The organism is Neptuniibacter caesariensis (genome assembly GCF_000153345.1).
GTDB lineage: Bacteria > Pseudomonadota > Gammaproteobacteria > Pseudomonadales > Balneatricaceae > Neptuniibacter > Neptuniibacter caesariensis.
In genome coordinates this window covers 574943-592505 of sequence record NZ_CH724126.1, presented here as the reverse complement: position 1 = coordinate 592505, position 17563 = coordinate 574943, and the positions used below count along the sequence as shown (strand labels likewise).

The following is a 17563-nucleotide window of genomic DNA, read 5'->3' as shown; positions in this document are numbered from 1 at the left end:
CTACCTATGAGAATCCCGCGCTTTTACGATCCCCAGCCCCTGAGCGAAAAGAGTGAAATCCAGCTAAGTGATGAAGTTGTTCAGCATGTTAGCCGCGCTCTCAGAATGAAGGTAGGTGACCAGCTCATTTTATTTAATGGCAATGGGGTCGAGTATCTTGCAGAGCTCAGTCAGGTTGAAAAGCGTAAAGCCAGCGCCCATATAGTTGAGACGATCCAAAGCAATAGCGAAACTCCGCTGACTGTTCATATCGGGCAAAGCTTGTCACGGGGTGAGCGGATGGATTACGCAGTACAAAAAAGCACCGAGATGGGCGTACACCAGATAACCCCGCTCTTCTCAGAACGCTGTGAAGTAAAACTGCCTGAAGAGAGGCAAGCGAAACGAATCAATCATTGGCAACAGATCGCTATTAGTGCCTGTGAGCAGAGTGGCCGGGTGAATCCACCTCTGATAGCTAAGCCGGAAAACCTTAAATCATGGCTAGCGCAGCAGGATGCAGAGCTCAAACTGGTTCTGCACCATCATAGCGAGATGCCGCTTCAGGAGATGAAGCCCCCTTCAAGTGTTGCCTTATTAATAGGCCCGGAAGGCGGCCTAACCGAGGACGAAGTTGAACTTGCTCAGGAGTTTGGGTTCAAACCTCTGACACTCGGCCCCCGAGTTATGCGTACGGAAACCGCTCCAGTTGCAGCGCTAACCCTGCTTAACTATCTATGGGGCGATTTGGGCTAGTTAACAGAATATACAGAGAACCGTTTGACGGTACAGGATTAAGACAAGATGACAATCAAACTTGGCATAGTGATGGATCCGATTGATAACATCACTTTCAAAAAAGACAGTTCTCTGGCGATGCTATGGGCTGCTCAGCAAAAAGGCTGGGAGCTTTGGTACATGGAACAGCATCACCTTTTTTCACTGGATGGCAAAGCCCAGGCTAAAATGGCTCCGCTTGAAGTGAGAATGGATGAAAACGATTGGTTTGATCGAGGCGAATATGTCACTCGTGACCTTTCCGATTTGAATGTCATCCTGATGCGGAAGGACCCTCCTTTCGATAATGAGTTCATCTATACAACTTATCTGCTAGAGCAAGCAGAAAAAGAAGGCTCACTGATCGTCAACAAACCCCAAAGCCTCCGTGATTTCAACGAGAAGCTATTCGCGACGCACTTCCCTGAGTGCTGCCCACCGGTGTTAGTCAGCAAAAATGATGAGATGCTTCGACAGTTCCATAAAGAGCATGGCGATGTCATCTTTAAGCCTCTGGATGGTATGGGCGGTTCGCAAATCTATCGCATTAAAGAGGATGGACTGAACCTCGGCGTTATCATTGAAACGTTGACCGACCACGGTCAACAGACGATCATGGCACAGAAGTACATCCCGGAAATTGTCGACGGTGATAAACGCATTCTTTTAGTTGATGGCGAGCCTGTTCCTTATGGACTTGCTCGTATCCCGGCTCAAGGTGAAACGCGGGGTAACCTGGCAGCAGGCGGTAGAGGAGAGGGACGAGAACTTACCGAGAGGGAATACTGGATCTGCGAACAGATTGCACCCACACTGAAGGAGAAAGGTTTGCTTTTCGTAGGACTGGATGTCATCGGTGATTATCTAACCGAGATTAATGTCACCAGCCCGACCTGTATCCGCGAGCTTGATAACCAGTATGGCCTGGATATTGGGATGCAATTGATGAATGCCATCGAAGAAAAACTTGCTTAACCCCAAGGAACAATAACAGCGTGAGTAGCATTGCGACACCTGCAGTATCTGCAATAGAGCGATTTGGCTTTACGCTGTTTTTCGCCACAGCCATACATGCTGTGGCGATTATTGGTATCTCCTTTACCTCAGAAGCCGTTAAACCACCGCTAAAAACAATCGAGATCACCCTTGCTCAGTTTCAGCAAGAAAAAGCCCCTAAAAAGGCAGATTTTATTGCCCAGGCTAACCAGGAAGGTAGCGGCGAATCTCAGAAAAAACTGTTACCCGCAACGCCACAAAAATCATCCCTACGCGATGACAAAGTAAATCCCCAACTGCCTCAACCCGTGGTTGCGCAAACACCACCATCACCAACACCCGCTGAACTACCAAGCAAACCTGAAAAAACAGCTACCCCAGCCAAACAGGCTCAAGCTGCTTCTTCGAAAAGCCCAAAAACCGTTGCCACCATAAAGCCTAAAGCGCAGAAAACAGCGGATATCAGCAAAAAGCCACCAAAAGAGAAAACCAAACCGCAAAACCAGGATCGCCCCACTACCTCCCTGCTCGCGCGAAGTTTGGAAATTGCCAGCTTACAGGCAGAGATTGATAGCCATCGAGAGATGATGGCTAAACAACCCCGCGTTAAAAGGCTAACCTCCGCCTCGACCCAAAAGCGTGAGGATGCGCTTTATTTGGATAATTGGCGCAAGAAAATTGAGAACGTGGGTAATATAAACTACCCAGAAGAGGCCCGACGCAAGAAAATGTATGGGAGCTTGCGTCTGCTCGTTTCAATCTATCCAGACGGTTCAGTTAAAAGCATCGAGATCCTTCAGTCCTCAGGCAAACCTGTACTTGATGACGCTGCTAAACGTATTGTTCAGCTTGCGGCCCCCTTCCAGCCCTTCCCTGTAGAGATGAGAAAAAGTACGGATGTTTTAGAGATAATCCGTACCTGGAAGTTTGAGAAAAGGGCCTACATATACTAAGTGTTAATACAGTGCATATAACCTGAGCCTGCTCTTATGACGTCACCGAGCTATTCTCTGCGTAATCATTTTCTTATCTCTATGCCTCATCTGAATGATCCGCACTTTTCACAAACAGTTACCTATATTTGTGATCATAGTGAATATGGGGCGATGGGGCTGGTCGTTAACCGGCCGGTGGGAATCACTTTATCTGACCTTTGCGACCACCTGAATCTGCCTTGTATCTCTAATGAAAATCAACAGGATGAAATTTTCAGTGGCGGTCCTGTGAAGCCCGAACGGGGCTATGTGCTTCACAGAAGCTCCGACCCCTTCGAGTGGCCCTCTAGCCATTGCGTAGCAGAAGAAATTTTCCTTTCAACTTCGGTTGATGCCATAGAGGCTGCTGCCGAAGGAAGATTCAAACACGAATACCTAATAGCCTTAGGTTGTGCTGGATGGAGCCCAGGTCAACTTGAACAGGAAATCAGTGACAATGTCTGGTTAAGCTGCCCGGCAAATTCGGATATACTATTCGGCATTCCGGCTGGAGACCGCTTGCAGGCAGCCGCATCAATATTGGGCATCAATCTCGACCTACTGACGGCCCATCCAGGACACGCCTGAGCACTTACCCCAGGCATGTCAGTCATGCTAGCGTAAGGCTTTGACACTGAATGAATAATACCTTTAACCAGGCTCTGGCCTTTGACTTTGGGACTCGCAGAATAGGCGTAGCTTCTGGTCAATCTGTCACTGGTACTGCTTCACCACTGACTCCCCTAATAGCAAAAGATGGCATCCCAAACTGGGATGAGATCAGCAAGCTAATATCCGAATGGCAACCCGATGCTTTGGTCGTCGGCATTCCACTGAATGCTGATGGCACAATCAGCGATATGGCCCATCGGGCCCGCAAGTTTGCCAACAGACTCCATGAACGGTATAAAACGCCATGTTTTTTAATGGATGAACGATTATCCACAGCGGAAGCTAAAGAGATTCATTTTGCTTCAGGTGGAAGCGATAACTTTAGAGAGGAATCCGTTGATGGGATCGCTGCACAGCTAATTCTTGAAAGCTGGTTTAACTGCGACATTCGTATTCCTAGTCACACCCGATTGGAGGAAGTGTATGACCTCAAACACACTTAATGCGGAAGCATTGCTAGGTAAAATGCAACAGGAGCTGAGTTCACTAATCACTTCGGGCACAAAGCCAGACCCTCTGATGATTGGTATTCGAACAGGTGGCGTATGGCTCGCTGAAAAACTTCACGAGGAACTAAACCTGAATAGCCCTTTAGGGGTTTTGGATATCTCGTTCCACCGTGATGACTTTGACCAGAGTGGGCTAAATCCCAAAGTACAGCCTTCAAAACTGCCATGCACAACTGAAGGCAGGCACATTATTCTGGTGGATGATGTGATTATGAGTGGCAGAACGATCCGAGCTGCGATGAACGAGCTATTTGATTTCGGCCGCCCCGCATCCGTCACTTTGGTCACTCTGCTTGATCTGCAACAACGTGAGCTACCTATCCAGGCCGATATCATTGGCGGAACGCTGGCGATTGGCAGTAATGAAATTGTTAAATTAACCGGTCCAGAGCCGCTGGCTTTGGAAATCCGCAACCGTTCTGAAGGCTGAGTTAACCCATGTTTGAGCAAACGGATCCCAATCAGATTCAACTCACTGAAGAAGGCGAACTAAAGCACTTTATCACTACCGAAGGGCTTTCCAGAGAGCTATTAACCGAAATTCTCGACACTGCTGACTCTTTCGTCGACATGAGCGCTAAGCAGGTCAAGAAGGTACCACTACTGCGCGGAAAAACCGTTGTTAACCTGTTTTTTGAAGCCAGTACTCGTACTCTCTCAACTTTTGAACTGGCGGCTAAGCGCCTCTCGGCCGATGTACTGAACCTGAACATCAGTACCTCCTCTACCTCTAAAGGGGAGACGCTTAAAGACACCCTGATGACATTGCATGCGATGCATTCAGATATGTTTGTGGTACGCCACTCAAGTAGTGGTGCAGCGCATTTTATTGCTGAACACGTCACACCGGATGTCGCGGTTATCAATGCTGGAGATGGTCGTCATGCCCATCCAACCCAGGCGATGCTGGACATGCTGACCATCCGCCAGGCAAAAGGCGATTTTGCGCCCCTGACGGTTGCCATCGTAGGCGATATTCTCCATTCAAGGGTTGCCCGCTCACAGATTCACGCACTTCGCACACTTGGCGTGAATGAGATTCGGGTTATTGCGCCTAATACCCTGCTTCCTCGCAATATTGAGACCTTAGGCGTCAAAGTATTCACCAATATGCAGGAAGGAATTAAAGATGTAGATGTAGTTATGATGCTACGCCTACAGAAAGAACGCATGAATACCGCGTTACTACCGAGCGAGAGTGAGTTTTATAAGCTTTATGGCCTGACTATGGACAAGCTTCGCTTAGCTAAGCCCGATGCAGTTGTGATGCACCCAGGCCCCATCAACCGTGGCGTTGAGATCGCCTCGTCAGTTGCGGATGGTGACCGTTCGCTGATTCTGGATCAGGTGACTAATGGTATCGCTGTACGTATGGCGGTGATGTCCATGTCGATGAGTGGTCAGATGAAAAGCCGTGGTAACGAGCTTTAAGAGGAGAAATAACGATGAACATTCTTATTCAAGGCGGTCGCGTTATTGATCCGGCAAATCAATTGGATAACGTTACCAACCTGTATATCAGCGATGGAAAAATACTGGCGGTTGGCGAAGCCCCAGATAATTTCAGTGCAGATCAGATTATTGATGCCAGCAACAAAGTTGTTTGCCCCGGCTTTATCGATCTGTCAGCACATACCTGTGAACCTGGCCCTTCACAAAAAGGCTCTATTAAAACCGAATCAGATGCAGCAGTGGCAGGTGGGGTTACCACACTTATGACGCCACCTACTACGGCCCCGGTCATTGATACTTCCGCCGTTGCCGAGCTTATTAAGGATCGTTGCGAAGAAGCAGGGAAAATGCAGATCCTGCCGATGGGAGCCCTGACCAAAGGGCTGGATGGCGAGCAGCTTGCGCCAATGGCAGCCTTAGCGTCTTCCGGCTGCGTTGCCTTCAGCAACTGCCGAAAGCCTGTAGCCAATTCACTTATTCTGATGCGTTGTCTTGAATATGCAGCGACGCATGACCTTTTAGTCGTCTTTCAAGCGCAGGATGAAGCACTTGCTAAAGGTGGCAGCATGCATGACGGTAGCACATGCACCCGCCTTGGGCTAAATGGCATTCCGGAGTCGGCAGAAACTATCGAGGTAGCTCGTTGCCTGCTCATGGCAGAGCAAACGGGTGTTCGTGCCCATTTTGGTCAGCTATCATGTGAGCGCTCAGTGAGAATGATCTCCGAAGCGCGGGAGCGTGGTCTTCCAGTTACAGCAGATGTCTCTATTCAGAACCTACTGCTAACAGACGAAAACGTTAATGGCTTCAACAATGACTTCCATCTGATTCCACCGTTGCGCAGCCAACTGGACAGAGCAGGACTGATCCAAGGTTTACTTAGCGGCACTATTCAGGCGATCTGCTCAGACCACCAGCCACACGAAAGAGCCGCCAAAGAAGCCCCCTTTGCGGATACCGAGTCCGGTATGATCGGCCTTGAAACTTTGCTTTCATTGACCTTGATTCTGGTTGAGCAAAACATGCTTGAGCTTCCACAACTGATCGAGAAACTAACGTCTGCACCTGCAGAAATTCTTGGGCTGGAGACAGGTACTCTGACAGTAGGCAAACCTGCAAACATTGCTATTTTCGACCAGGAAATGGAATGGGCGCTTAATGCTGAAACCTGCCATTCTCGTGGAAAGAACACACCGTTTATGGACTACCCGCTTAAAGGCAGAGTCTGCACCACACTCTTTAAAGGCAAGGTCGTCTACCAGTTAGAAGACTAACCATTTTGAAATAAAAAAACCGTGGTATTTACCACGGTTTTTTTATCTTCCAATAATCCAGACTTACATACCCGAAACGTTCGCATTCCCTTCGTTATGTAAATAGTCTTCTTCATCCTGCAGGTGGAATGACTGGGTATCCTCATCCATCGCTAACTCTGGGTTAGTATCAGCACTTAGCTTGATCATCAATCGCAGGTCATTCGGTGAATCCGCATGAGCCAGGGCCACATCATAAGTGATCACACCATCTTTATAGAGCCCGAACAGTGACTGGTCGAAGGTCTGCATTCCTAAGTTTGTCGATTTCTTGACCACGTCTTTAATCTCATGAACTTCACCTTTACGGATAAGATCCTGAATCAATGGAGTATTAATCAACACTTCAATCGCAGCACGACGCCCCTTACCATCTTTTGTCGGGAGTAACTGCTGGGCAATGATCGCTTTAAGGTTAAGCGAGAGATCCATCCATAGCTGATCATGGTGCTCAGGTGGGAAGAAACTAATAACACGATCCAACGCCTGGTTTGCGTTGTTTGCGTGCAAGGTCGCCAATGTAAGGTGTCCCGTTTCAGCAAACACGATACCGTGCTGCATAGTTTCACGGGTACGAATCTCACCCATTAGAATCACATCCGGCGCCTGACGCAGGGTGTTTTTCAATGCCACATCAAATGAATCAGTATCTAAACCCACTTCACGCTGGGTGATGATACTTTGCTTATGTTCGTGGATATACTCAATCGGGTCTTCAATCGTAATGATATGACCACGATGATTGCTGTTTCGGTAGTCGATCATCGACGCTAATGAAGTCGATTTACCTGTAGAGGTACCACCCACAAATAATATCAGCCCTCGTTTAGTCATCGACAGATCACGCAGGATCGGCGGAAGGTTCAGCTCTTCGAGGCTCGGAATATGGTTGTTAATCTTCCTCAACACCATACCCGCTGAGTTACGCTGAAAGAAAGCCGACACACGAAAACGACCTAAACCTGGCGCACTGATAGCAAAGTTACACTCATGGGTGCTTTCGAACTCTGCCAACTGTTTATCATTCATGGTGCTGTATACCAGAGCCCTAGCCTGGGATGGTTTCAGCGTATCTTTCGTCAACGGTTTTAAAGTACCGTCAACCTTAATTGTTGGTCGAGCACCAGCTGTTACGAACAGGTCTGATGCGTCCCTTTCAACCATAACTTTTAAAAGTTGCGTAAAATCCACGCTATTCTCCTAAACCCGGTTTAGAACTGCTGAGGGTTTGCAGCCCTTTCTCTTGCAGTTTCCCGAGAGATCAAGCCCTTATGAAGCAGTTCCTGGAGGGACTGATCCAACGTTTTCATACCAAATGAAGCACCTGTTTGAATCGCAGAATACATCTGTGCGACCTTATCTTCACGAATCAGGTTACGGATAGCCGGTGTACCTATCATGATTTCATGGGCTGCGACTCGACCACCTTTAGGTTTTTTCAAAAGTGTCTGAGAAATAACTCCCATGAGTGACTCGGATAGCATCGAACGGACCATATCCTTCTCAGCGGCTGGGAATACGTCTATAACACGGTCAATTGTTTTCGCGGCAGATGTGGTATGCAGAGTACCAAATACTAAGTGACCTGTTTCAGCGGCAGTCAGCGCCAGACGAATGGTTTCCAGATCTCGCATCTCGCCCACCAGAATAATATCCGGATCTTCACGAAGCGCTGAACGCAATGCATTCGCAAAGCTGTGGGTATCCCTGTGAACCTCACGCTGGTTCACCAGACACTTCTTACTTTCATGGACAAATTCGATTGGATCTTCAATGGTAAGGATATGATCAGAGCGGGTATCATTGATGTAATCGACCATCGCCGCAAGCGTGGTACTTTTACCTGAACCCGTAGGCCCCGTGACCAACACAAGACCTCGGGGCTTTTCAGAAAGGTCTCTGAATACTTTACCCATATCCAGATCATCAAGAGTCAGTACTTTACTCGGGATGGTACGAAAAACTGCACCAGCACCGCGGTTCTGATTGAATGCGTTAACACGAAAACGCGCGAGCCCCGGCACCTCAAATGAAAAGTCAGTTTCGAGCACATCCTCATACTCTTTACGCTGCTTGTCATTCATAATGTCATAAACAAGTGTGTGTACCTGTTTATGATCCAGTGACGGGAGTTTAATACGTCGTACGTCACCATCAACACGGATGATCGGCGGCATACCTGCAGAAATATGCAAATCAGACGCGCCTTGCTGTACGGTAAATGATAAAAGTTCGGTAATATCCATAGCGTTCCTGTAAACCGTCACTGCTTATATTAGAGTATAGGTAAGTTCTAGCAGAATACGGGTTACAATCCAATTGCTTAGGTCACAAAATATATGTCAAGCATAGCAAAGAATCTGGAAAAAGTGCGGCAGCAAATCGCAGACACCGCCGTTCAGAGCAATAGACAATCGAATGAGATAACCCTACTCGCGGTCAGCAAAACCCGACCTGCTGATGATCTTCGTAGCGCCTATGAAGAAGGCCAGCGCCATTTCGGTGAAAACTATCTTCAGGAAAGTCTTGAGAAGATTCAGTCACTTAGCGATCTAGATATATGCTGGCATTTTATCGGGCCTCTGCAATCCAACAAGACACGAACTGTCGCTGAGAACTTTGATTGGATGCATACAGTTGATCGGCTGAAAATAGCCCAACGTCTGTCTGCACAACGTCCTGAGCAACTGGCGCCGTTAAATATCTGCATTCAGGTAAATATCAGCAACGAAGACTCTAAGTCTGGTTGCTCCCCTGAGCAGGTAGCTGAACTTGCGGATCAGATCAGTCAACTTCCGAACATCAGCTTACGTGGTTTGATGGCGATCCCTAAAGCCAGCTCAGACCCAAAAGAGCAGGCCGAAGCATTTCAGAAAATGCGTTTACTGCAACTTGAATTACAGCAAAGCCACCCTCAGTTAGATACATTATCAATGGGAATGTCTGGTGATATGAATGAAGCCATTTCTGCCGGATCAACCATTGTTAGAGTGGGCACAGCCATATTTGGTCCTCGTCCCCCCAAAATAGCCTCTTCAGACAACCACTAAGGAATGACCTGTGGATAAACAACCTGTATTAGCATTTATCGGCGCGGGCAATATGGCTCGGGCAATCATTGGTGGTCTGATTAGCAACGGCTACCCTGCAAATAAGATCTGGGCCAGTGAACCCGATGCAGAACGTTTATCAGACTTAAAAGTTCAAGGTTTGCAGACCACAACGGATAATAACCAGGCAGTGATGGCCGCCGACGCGGTAATACTTGCGGTGAAACCGCAGGTTCTTAAACCGGTCACCGAAGCGATGAAAGATGCGGTCCAGGCAAAACAGCCCGTCATTATTTCAGTCGCTGCAGGCATTTTATCTACCAGTATCGATCGTTGGCTGGGAGGTAACACCGCTATCGTCCGCTGCATGCCAAATACACCGGCTCTGGTAGGCACAGGCGCGAGTGGTTTGTACGCAAACAGCCAGGTATCTGATGAACAACGTTCCGCTGCTGAAACTATCCTCAAGGCAACGGGAATTACCCTTTGGGTCGACGAGGAGTCACAACTAGACGCAGTGACTGCCGTATCCGGATCAGGCCCTGCTTACTATTTCCTGGTGATGGAATCTATGATCCAAGCGGGCAAAAAGCTGGGCTTATCCGAAGAGGTCGCCACTAAGCTAACATTGCAAACCGCTTTGGGGGCAGCTCAAATGGCATCATCCAGCGATGTTGACCCAGCAGAGTTGCGCCGTCGGGTAACCTCACCTAACGGAACAACAGAGCAGGCAATTAAGACATTTATGGATGAAGGTTTGCCAGCAACCTTTGAAAAAGCGCTGCAGGCTTGTAATGACCGCTCCGAAGAATTAGCAAAAGAACTAGGCGACGCTTAATCTCGTAACAGACTTAGGTTCAACTGCTTTGTTCAAGGCACTATACTGTTTTTAAAGTTGAACCTTTTTCACTATCAGTTCATTCACTTAGGAAATGTTATGGCACAGGATCCAATCATTCTGATTATCCGCACGTTGGGTGAGATGTACGCATTTATCGTTATTATGCGTTTCCTCCTGCAGATGGCCCATGCTGACTATTACAACCCTATATCTCAGGCAATTGCCAGAATCACTAACGTTCCGGTTGTTGCAATTAGCCGGGCGGTTCCCCGCATAGGGAAGTTGGATCTTTCAGCTTTGCTTTACGCTATCGTTATCAAGTTTGCAGTGATAATACTGCTCTTTCTCTTTGCCGGGCACGCGTTACCTAACTTACTAGCCGTTTTGCTCTACGCTGTCATTGGCGTTATCGATGCAATACTGACAATCTATTTTTGGGCAGTACTCGGCTCAGTGATTATCAGTTGGGTAGCCCCTGGCAGCTACCATCCTGGACCTCAGCTGATTCAGCAGATCACCGAACCGATTTTCGCTTTAGCCCGTAAGGTGATTCCACCGATTGGCGGACTAGACCTATCACCCATTCTTATCTTTATTGTGATACAAATCATCCAGTCACAATTGAAAGCCTTTGTAGTCTGACTCTTTCACTATCTGACAGCCAGAGCCTCTCTGAGCTGCCAGATAGTCATTCTCACTGGCTCGATTAGATAATTTTTCTCAGGAAACTATTTGGCGTAGCAGAAAATACGGTTACTATTGTCCTTTACAGGCTAACGGACCGAATGCCGTTGATATAGGCTGTGCGTTAATACATACCCTAAGCATTGATTATTGAGACCGCCCAACGTGACAGAACGTACATTACTCTCTCTTGGTTGCGTACTCATCTTTTACGAGATGTGAAGCTCGACTCTGTCTGCGCTTTGCGCACTTTATCTGTTTATTCTTTTTTGAGTCGAGACAAGCAATGCCTGATGTTATCCCTGACGATTCAGTCGGAATCGTAGAACCACAGAAAATAGAATTTTCCGAACCACTTAAGCTGCAGTGTGGGCGCACGCTTGAGCAATATCACCTGATGGTTGAAACCTATGGTGAGCTTAATGAGAACTGCTCTAACGCCGTACTGATCTGCCATGCATTATCTGGCAACCATCATGTTGCGGGCTACCACAGCATGGAAGACAAAAAGCCTGGCTGGTGGGATTCAGCAATTGGCCCGGGCAAAGCCATTGATACCAATAAATTCTTTGTTATTGGCCTGAACAACCTTGGTGGCTGTCATGGCTCTAGTGGTCCGAACCAGATAAATCCAGAAACGGGCAAACCCTACGGCCCCGATTTCCCTATTGTTACCGTTAATGACTGGGTAGAAAGCCAGGCACGCCTGGCAGATTATTTTGGCATTGAACAGTTCGCGGCGATCATTGGTGGCAGCTTAGGCGGCATGCAAGCCCTCCAGTGGTCAATTAACTACCCTGACCGCCTGCGTCATTGCATGGTTATCGCTGCGGCTCCGAAGCTTTCGGCGCAAAACATCGCCTTTAACGAGGTCGCCCGTCAGGCGATCAGCCAGGATTCCCAGTTCTACAATGGTCACTACTATGAAAAGGATGAAGTGCCCAAGGTAGGCCTGATGCTGGCCCGAATGCTGGGTCATATTACTTATCTATCAGATGATGGTATGCGCAACAAATTTGGCCGAGAGCTTCGTTCCGGACAGATCAGCTATGATTTTACGCCGCAATTCGAAATCGAATCTTATCTGCGCTACCAGGGTGAGCGTTTCTCCACTGCATTTGACGCAAACACCTATCTGCTGATGACCAAAGCTTTGGATTATTTTGATCCAGCTGCAGATGCCGATGGTAATCTGTCTGGCATATTGGAAAAAGCTAAAGCGAAATTCATGGTGATCTCTTTTACCACCGATTGGCGTTTTTCACCTGAACGATCACAAGAGATCGTCGATGCTTTGGTAGAAGCTGACCGACAGGTATCCTATGCAGAGATCGAAGCCGCTCACGGGCACGATGCATTCCTAATCCCCATTCCCCGCTACCTGGATGTATTTTCGGCGTATATGCAGCAAGTTGAAGCGGATACTAAAGCTGTATTCTTCGGAGGAAATGCATAATGCGTGCTGATCTGGAATTGATTAAAGACTGGGTAGAACCAGGAAAGCGTGTACTTGACCTCTGCTGTGGTGACGGCGAGCTGATGCATTACCTGCAAGCTGAGAAAAAAACCACCGGCTACGGACTGGAAATCGGCCCTGAGAATATCACTGAGTGTATCCGCAAAGGCGTCAATGTCATTGAGAAAGACATTGAAGAGGGCCTCGCATCGATAAAAGACAATACATTCGATACCGTCATCATGACCCAGGCCATCCAGATCATGATGCGCCCTGACGAAATTGTCGACGAGATGCTTAGAATAGGCAAAGAGTGCATCGTCACCTTCCCTAACTTCGGCCATTGGCGTGCCCGGGGTTATCTGGCGTTTCGCGGTAAGATGCCGGTATCCAAGTTCCTGCCCTATACTTGGTATAACACACCAAATACCCATTTCTGTACGTTTAAGGACTTTGAGCGACTTTGCGTAGAAAGGAATATCTACATTATGGAACGTACCGTTGTGGATAATGAGCACCAACACCGGTGGTGGATTCACCTGTGGCCCAACATGCTGGGTGAAATTGCTATCTACCGGATAACAAAATAAGTGAGGTTGACCATGAATAAAGTCTTCCGTTGGATGTCAGCCGCTGTTGTTTCATGCCTGGCTATGATCAGCCAGCCACTGCTTGCTGAGCAGTATGTGGCCTATGGCGATTACGAAATACACTACATCGCTTTTAACAGCACCTTTATCAAGCCCGATGTCGCCAAAAACGTTGGCGTTCAGCGCAGTAAGCGCCGTGCACTGGTGAATGTTTCCGTACTGAAAGTTGAAGGTGACACTAAAAAAGCGGTGACTGCGACAGTAAAAGGTAAAGCAACCAACCTGATCCAGCAATCTCAGGATATCAACTTCAAAAAGGTGGATGAGGGTACAGCGATCTACTATCTGGGCCAGTTTGGTTTTACAGATGATCAGGTGCTTCGCCTGGCACTGGATGTCCAGCCTGATCCTAATAAACCACCGTACACCATTAAGTTTGAGCAGAAGTTTTACGAAGAATAAAACTATTTCTCGACCACTAAGGCGCACTCGTGGTGCGCCTTTTTTGTTATTACGGAATAACGATGAGTAAAAAAATTGTTTTAGCCAGCGGTAATAAAGGCAAGCTTAAAGAGTTCAATGAAGTCTTAGCTGACCTAGGGGTGGAAGTATTACCTCAATCAGAGTTTCAGGTATCGGATGCCGATGAAACCGGCCTAAGTTTTGTCGAAAATGCAATTATTAAAGCGCGTCACGCAGCTGAAATAACAGGTCTTCCTGCATTGGCGGATGATTCTGGTCTTGAGGTTGACGCTCTCAAGGGCGCACCAGGCATCTACTCTGCCCGCTTTTCAGGTGAAGGAGCAACCGATGAGAAAAACAATACCCTGCTTCTTGAAAAGCTTAGCGGCCTGCCTGCTGAGCAACGTACAGCGCGATTCCGCTGTGTTCTTGTGTTTATGCGTCATGCCAATGATCCAACTCCGCTGATCTGTCAGGGGACCTGGGAAGGACGCATCGTTGAGGAAGCATCAGGGCAAAACGGCTTTGGTTACGACCCATTATTTTGGGTTCCGGAACTGAATATCACCTCTGCTGGATTATCACCTGAGCAGAAAAACCGTTTAAGTCACCGCGGCCAGGCCGTAGCTGAACTAAAACGTGCCATTGCCCCCTATTTAAAGTAAGACGATGAGCCTGCAACTACCGCCACTCTCACTCTACATTCATGTACCTTGGTGCATTCGTAAATGCCCATACTGTGATTTTAACTCCCATGCACAGCGTGGAGAGCTCCCAGAACAGGCCTACATTGAATGTCTGCTTGAAGATCTGCGAAGTGAACTTCACTTTGCTCAGGGCAGAACCATTCAGAGCATTTTTATCGGTGGCGGCACCCCCAGCCTGTTCCAGGCAGACAGTTTTAAAAGGCTCCTGCTGGGTATCAACGCAATCATTCCTATCGAGCGGGATGCAGAGATCACGCTTGAAGCCAACCCTGGGACCTTTGAGCAAGAAAAGTTCATAGGCTACAAAGATGCCGGGATTAACAGATTATCAATCGGTATTCAGAGCTTTAATAATAACCACCTACAAGCCCTGGGCCGTATTCATTCATCAGACGAGGCGGTTCGAGCAGCCACATTAGCTCGAGAGATTTTTCCCCGATTAAATCTCGATTTGATGCACGGGCTGCCTAGTCAGTCCGAAACCGACGCTATTGCTGACCTTCAACAAGCGATCGATTTAGACCCTGATCACCTCTCCTGGTATCAGCTGACGATCGAACCCAATACTGAGTTCTACTCTAAATCTCCGTCACTCCCTGTAGATGAAACCTTGTGGGGCATCCAGGAACAAGGTCAACAGCTCCTGGCGGACCACCTATTAGCGCAATATGAGATCTCCGCTTACGCTAAAGGCGAACAGTTTAAATCCCGCCACAATCTCAACTACTGGAGCTTCGGGGACTATATCGGCATCGGGGCGGGAGCACATGGCAAAATAACATTGCCCGATGAAGACCGTATCATCCGCCGCTGGAAGCAAAAACAACCCAAAGCCTATATGCAGTCAACCACGCGATTGACGGGCGATCAACCTATCACCAGGGAAGAGCGTGCATTTGAATTTATGATGAATGCCCTCAGACTTTATCACGGTGTTCCAGTTGAACTCTTCGCCGAGAGGACAGGCCTGCCGTTAACTGACGTTTCAGCATTACTTGATAATGCGCGCGGCAAAGGCTTACTTGAAAAAGGCACCGACAGACTGGCCCCCACTCAGCATGGAAGGCTTTTTTTAAACGACCTCCTATCACTTTTCCTACATTAACGTCAGATTCACTTTTAAGCTGCGATATTTGAACTAACTTATATAGAACAGGAAGTTAATTATCTAAGAACGGATGCTTAAAACCATATAGTTCAAAGGAAGCTTTCCAATGACGATAAAAGCGAAGCTGTCTGCGCTTATTCTGTTTATTCTGATTGCCATTGCCACTATGTATGGGCTTCTGCACTTTGCCCTGCAGAGTGTCAGCGCACTTAAAAACGCTGAAACAGAAGTCAGTAATCTTGAAAGTAGCATGTTACTTTTACGCCGCCATGAGAAGGACTTCCTAGCCAGAGATGATCTTAAATATCTACAAAAGTTTGATGCCACCGAAGCCAACTTTCAAAACCAGATAACCCGTTTAGAAGAGCTCCTTGCTGAAAGTAATATTCACAGCGAGAAAACCGCAGCTCTTCATGGCGTAATCAGTAATTATGCGGATAAATTTCACCAGTTAGTAAAACTCAAAGAAGAGATTGGTTTAACCCATGAAAAAGGCTTACGGGGCAATCTGCGAAAGGCTGTGCATGGAGCGGAATCAAAAGTAAAAGAACAGAAAAACTACCAATTACTCGCCGATATCCTGCAATTAAGACGCAACGAGAAAGACTTTCTGATTCGCAAAGATCTTAAATACCGGGAAAAATACGAAAAGAACTTCAGCAAACTGATTCAGGATGTCGATAACCTGATCTTTGATAGCTCAGTCGCGCAAGAAACCAAAGATCTCCTGAATGTATACCGGACTGGCTTCCTAACCTTGATCAGTAATTATGAAAAGCTTGGTTTGGATAGCAAAAAAGGCCTGCTAGGTGAGATGCGCAAGACTATTCATGAGTCAGAGACACTTTTGAAAGAGCAATCTGAAGAGATCGGTCAGATCCTGGATACGGAAATTACATCGATTTTACTCTTCGCTTCCATTAAAGCGCTCATTATTGCCGCGATCGTTTGTGCAATCGCTTTCTGGATTGCAAGAAATATCGTAACGCGCCTGAATAACCTAAAAAACGTTATGGGTGATGCAAAAGACAAGAAAGACCTGTCACTTCGCTATGAAGTCACCTCGAACGATGAGCTCAGTGCGATGGGGGACAGCTTTAACAGCATGATGGGTGAATTCCAGAAAATGTTGGACCAGGTTAATAAATCCTCTATCCAATTGAGCGCTGCTGCCGAACAGGTCTCTTCTATCGCAGTGGATACATCTCAGGGTCTAGAAGAGCAAAAAGCAGAGGTAATTCAGGTCTCCGCCGCAGTTCGTGAGATGGAAAGTGCCATGCACGAAATATCACACAACACTGACCTAACCGCACAAACAGCGAACAATTCACAATCCAGTGCAGGTGAAGGACAACGCATCATCGGTATGGCAATTAACAACATCAACAATCTGGCGAAAGATGCACAGGAAAGTGCCGGTGCAGTAAACCTTCTGGAAGAGAACAGCACCAAAATCGGCACCGTACTGGATGTGATTAAAGAGATCGCAGAACAAACTAACCTGCTGGCGTTGAATGCGTCGATAGAGGCTGCACGCGCCGGCGATCATGGCCGGGGGTTTTCAGTGGTAGCTGATGAAGTGCGAGGATTGGCTGGACGCAGCCAGGAGTCAGCCGCCGAAATTGAAGTAATGATCAACGACCTTCAGGATCAAACCGGCAAAGTCGCTCACCAGATGCATCGCAGCGTAGAACTGAGTAATAAAAGTGCTGAAGAAGCGTCCGGCAGTATTAGTGCACTAGATCAGATCATGCAGGATGCGACTCACATCGTGGATATGACCACGCAGGTAGCTGCTGCTGTAGAGGAACAAACAGCGGTTGCAGGTGAAATCAATCACAATGCTGAACGTATTCAGGGGATTGTTGAAACTGCGAGCGTACAGGTTGGGCAGAATGCTGAGGCCAGTGAAGAGGTCGCGAAACAAGCCGCTTACTTACAGCAGATTGTCAGCCAGTTCAAAGTGCACTGATGCACCAAAAGGTCAACTCAG

19 protein-coding genes are annotated in these 17563 nt (G+C 47.6%); 17 read left to right on the top strand and 2 right to left on the bottom strand.

Going from position 1 to position 17563, the window contains the following annotated elements; genetic code table 11:
- Window positions 1-6: 6 nt before the first annotated feature.
- The 8 genes from MED92_RS12455 to MED92_RS12420 are packed head-to-tail and all read left to right on the top strand — an operon-like array spanning window position 7 to window position 6633.
- Complete coding sequence (locus MED92_RS12455) at window positions 7-735, top strand: 16S rRNA (uracil(1498)-N(3))-methyltransferase (protein ID WP_007021906.1); 729 nt, start codon at window positions 7-9, stop codon at window positions 733-735.
- 48 nt (window positions 736-783) lie between these two features.
- Complete coding sequence (gshB, locus tag MED92_RS12450) at window positions 784-1731, top strand: glutathione synthase (protein ID WP_007021905.1); 948 nt, start codon at window positions 784-786, stop codon at window positions 1729-1731.
- Window positions 1732-1751: 20 nt separating this feature from the next.
- On the top strand, window positions 1752-2705 hold the full coding sequence (locus MED92_RS12445) for an energy transducer TonB (RefSeq protein WP_007021904.1): 954 nt from the start codon (window positions 1752-1754) through the stop codon (window positions 2703-2705).
- A 36-nt stretch (window positions 2706-2741) separates the two neighbouring features.
- A complete protein-coding gene (locus tag MED92_RS12440; protein WP_040662667.1) occupies window positions 2742-3314 on the top strand; it encodes a YqgE/AlgH family protein in 573 nt (190 codons plus the stop codon).
- 50 nt (window positions 3315-3364) lie between these two features.
- On the top strand, window positions 3365-3841 hold the full coding sequence (gene ruvX, locus MED92_RS12435; RefSeq protein ID WP_007021902.1) for a Holliday junction resolvase RuvX: 477 nt from the start codon (window positions 3365-3367) through the stop codon (window positions 3839-3841).
- A complete protein-coding gene (gene pyrR, locus MED92_RS12430) occupies window positions 3822-4337 on the top strand; it encodes a bifunctional pyr operon transcriptional regulator/uracil phosphoribosyltransferase PyrR (RefSeq protein ID WP_007021901.1) in 516 nt (171 codons plus the stop codon). The genes ruvX and pyrR overlap by 20 nt, the downstream gene beginning before the upstream one ends.
- A gap of 8 nt (window positions 4338-4345) precedes the next feature.
- Window positions 4346-5338: an aspartate carbamoyltransferase catalytic subunit gene (locus tag MED92_RS12425; protein WP_007021900.1), complete on the top strand. Its 993-nt coding sequence runs from the start codon at window positions 4346-4348 to the stop codon at window positions 5336-5338.
- Between the two features lie 14 nt (window positions 5339-5352).
- Complete coding sequence (locus MED92_RS12420; RefSeq protein WP_007021899.1) at window positions 5353-6633, top strand: dihydroorotase; 1281 nt, start codon at window positions 5353-5355, stop codon at window positions 6631-6633.
- Between the two features lie 63 nt (window positions 6634-6696).
- On the opposite strand, the gene MED92_RS12415 is transcribed toward MED92_RS12420, so the two are convergent.
- Together MED92_RS12415 and MED92_RS12410 are read right to left on the bottom strand one after the other, a co-directional pair.
- On the bottom strand, window positions 6697-7863 hold the full coding sequence (locus tag MED92_RS12415; protein WP_007021898.1) for a PilT/PilU family type 4a pilus ATPase: 1167 nt from the start codon (window positions 7861-7863) through the stop codon (window positions 6697-6699).
- A 20-nt stretch (window positions 7864-7883) separates the two neighbouring features.
- Window positions 7884-8918 (bottom strand): type IV pilus twitching motility protein PilT, encoded by a 1035-nt coding sequence (locus MED92_RS12410; protein ID WP_007021897.1) that lies wholly within the window; start codon window positions 8916-8918, stop codon window positions 7884-7886.
- A 93-nt stretch (window positions 8919-9011) separates the two neighbouring features.
- Here MED92_RS12410 and MED92_RS12405 point away from each other — a divergent pair, with 93 nt between their 5' ends.
- The 9 genes from MED92_RS12405 (at window position 9012) to MED92_RS12365 (ending at window position 17542) form a co-directional block, all read left to right on the top strand.
- Window positions 9012-9722 (top strand): YggS family pyridoxal phosphate-dependent enzyme, encoded by a 711-nt coding sequence (locus MED92_RS12405; protein ID WP_007021896.1) that lies wholly within the window; start codon window positions 9012-9014, stop codon window positions 9720-9722.
- 10 nt (window positions 9723-9732) lie between these two features.
- Window positions 9733-10560: a pyrroline-5-carboxylate reductase gene (gene proC / locus MED92_RS12400; RefSeq protein WP_007021895.1), complete on the top strand. Its 828-nt coding sequence runs from the start codon at window positions 9733-9735 to the stop codon at window positions 10558-10560.
- A gap of 99 nt (window positions 10561-10659) precedes the next feature.
- On the top strand, window positions 10660-11205 hold the full coding sequence (locus tag MED92_RS12395) for a YggT family protein (RefSeq protein ID WP_007021894.1): 546 nt from the start codon (window positions 10660-10662) through the stop codon (window positions 11203-11205).
- Between the two features lie 328 nt (window positions 11206-11533).
- Window positions 11534-12703: a homoserine O-succinyltransferase MetX gene (gene metX, locus MED92_RS12390; RefSeq protein WP_007021893.1), complete on the top strand. Its 1170-nt coding sequence runs from the start codon at window positions 11534-11536 to the stop codon at window positions 12701-12703.
- Window positions 12703-13293, top strand: coding sequence for a methionine biosynthesis protein MetW (gene metW / locus MED92_RS12385; protein WP_007021892.1), 591 nt, complete (start codon window positions 12703-12705; stop codon window positions 13291-13293). Before metX ends, metW begins: the two co-directional genes overlap by 1 nt.
- Before the next feature lie 12 nt (window positions 13294-13305).
- Window positions 13306-13755, top strand: a complete 450-nt coding sequence (locus tag MED92_RS12380) for a DUF4426 domain-containing protein (protein ID WP_007021891.1) — start codon at window positions 13306-13308, stop codon at window positions 13753-13755.
- A gap of 62 nt (window positions 13756-13817) precedes the next feature.
- Window positions 13818-14420 carry an RdgB/HAM1 family non-canonical purine NTP pyrophosphatase gene (gene rdgB, locus MED92_RS12375; RefSeq protein ID WP_007021890.1) on the top strand — a complete coding sequence of 201 codons (603 nt, stop codon included), beginning with the start codon at window positions 13818-13820 and terminating at the stop codon, window positions 14418-14420.
- A gap of 4 nt (window positions 14421-14424) precedes the next feature.
- Complete coding sequence (gene hemW, locus MED92_RS12370; protein WP_007021889.1) at window positions 14425-15567, top strand: radical SAM family heme chaperone HemW; 1143 nt, start codon at window positions 14425-14427, stop codon at window positions 15565-15567.
- A 109-nt stretch (window positions 15568-15676) separates the two neighbouring features.
- On the top strand, window positions 15677-17542 hold the full coding sequence (locus MED92_RS12365) for a methyl-accepting chemotaxis protein (protein WP_007021888.1): 1866 nt from the start codon (window positions 15677-15679) through the stop codon (window positions 17540-17542).
- The last annotated feature ends 21 nt before the right edge of the window (window positions 17543-17563 follow it).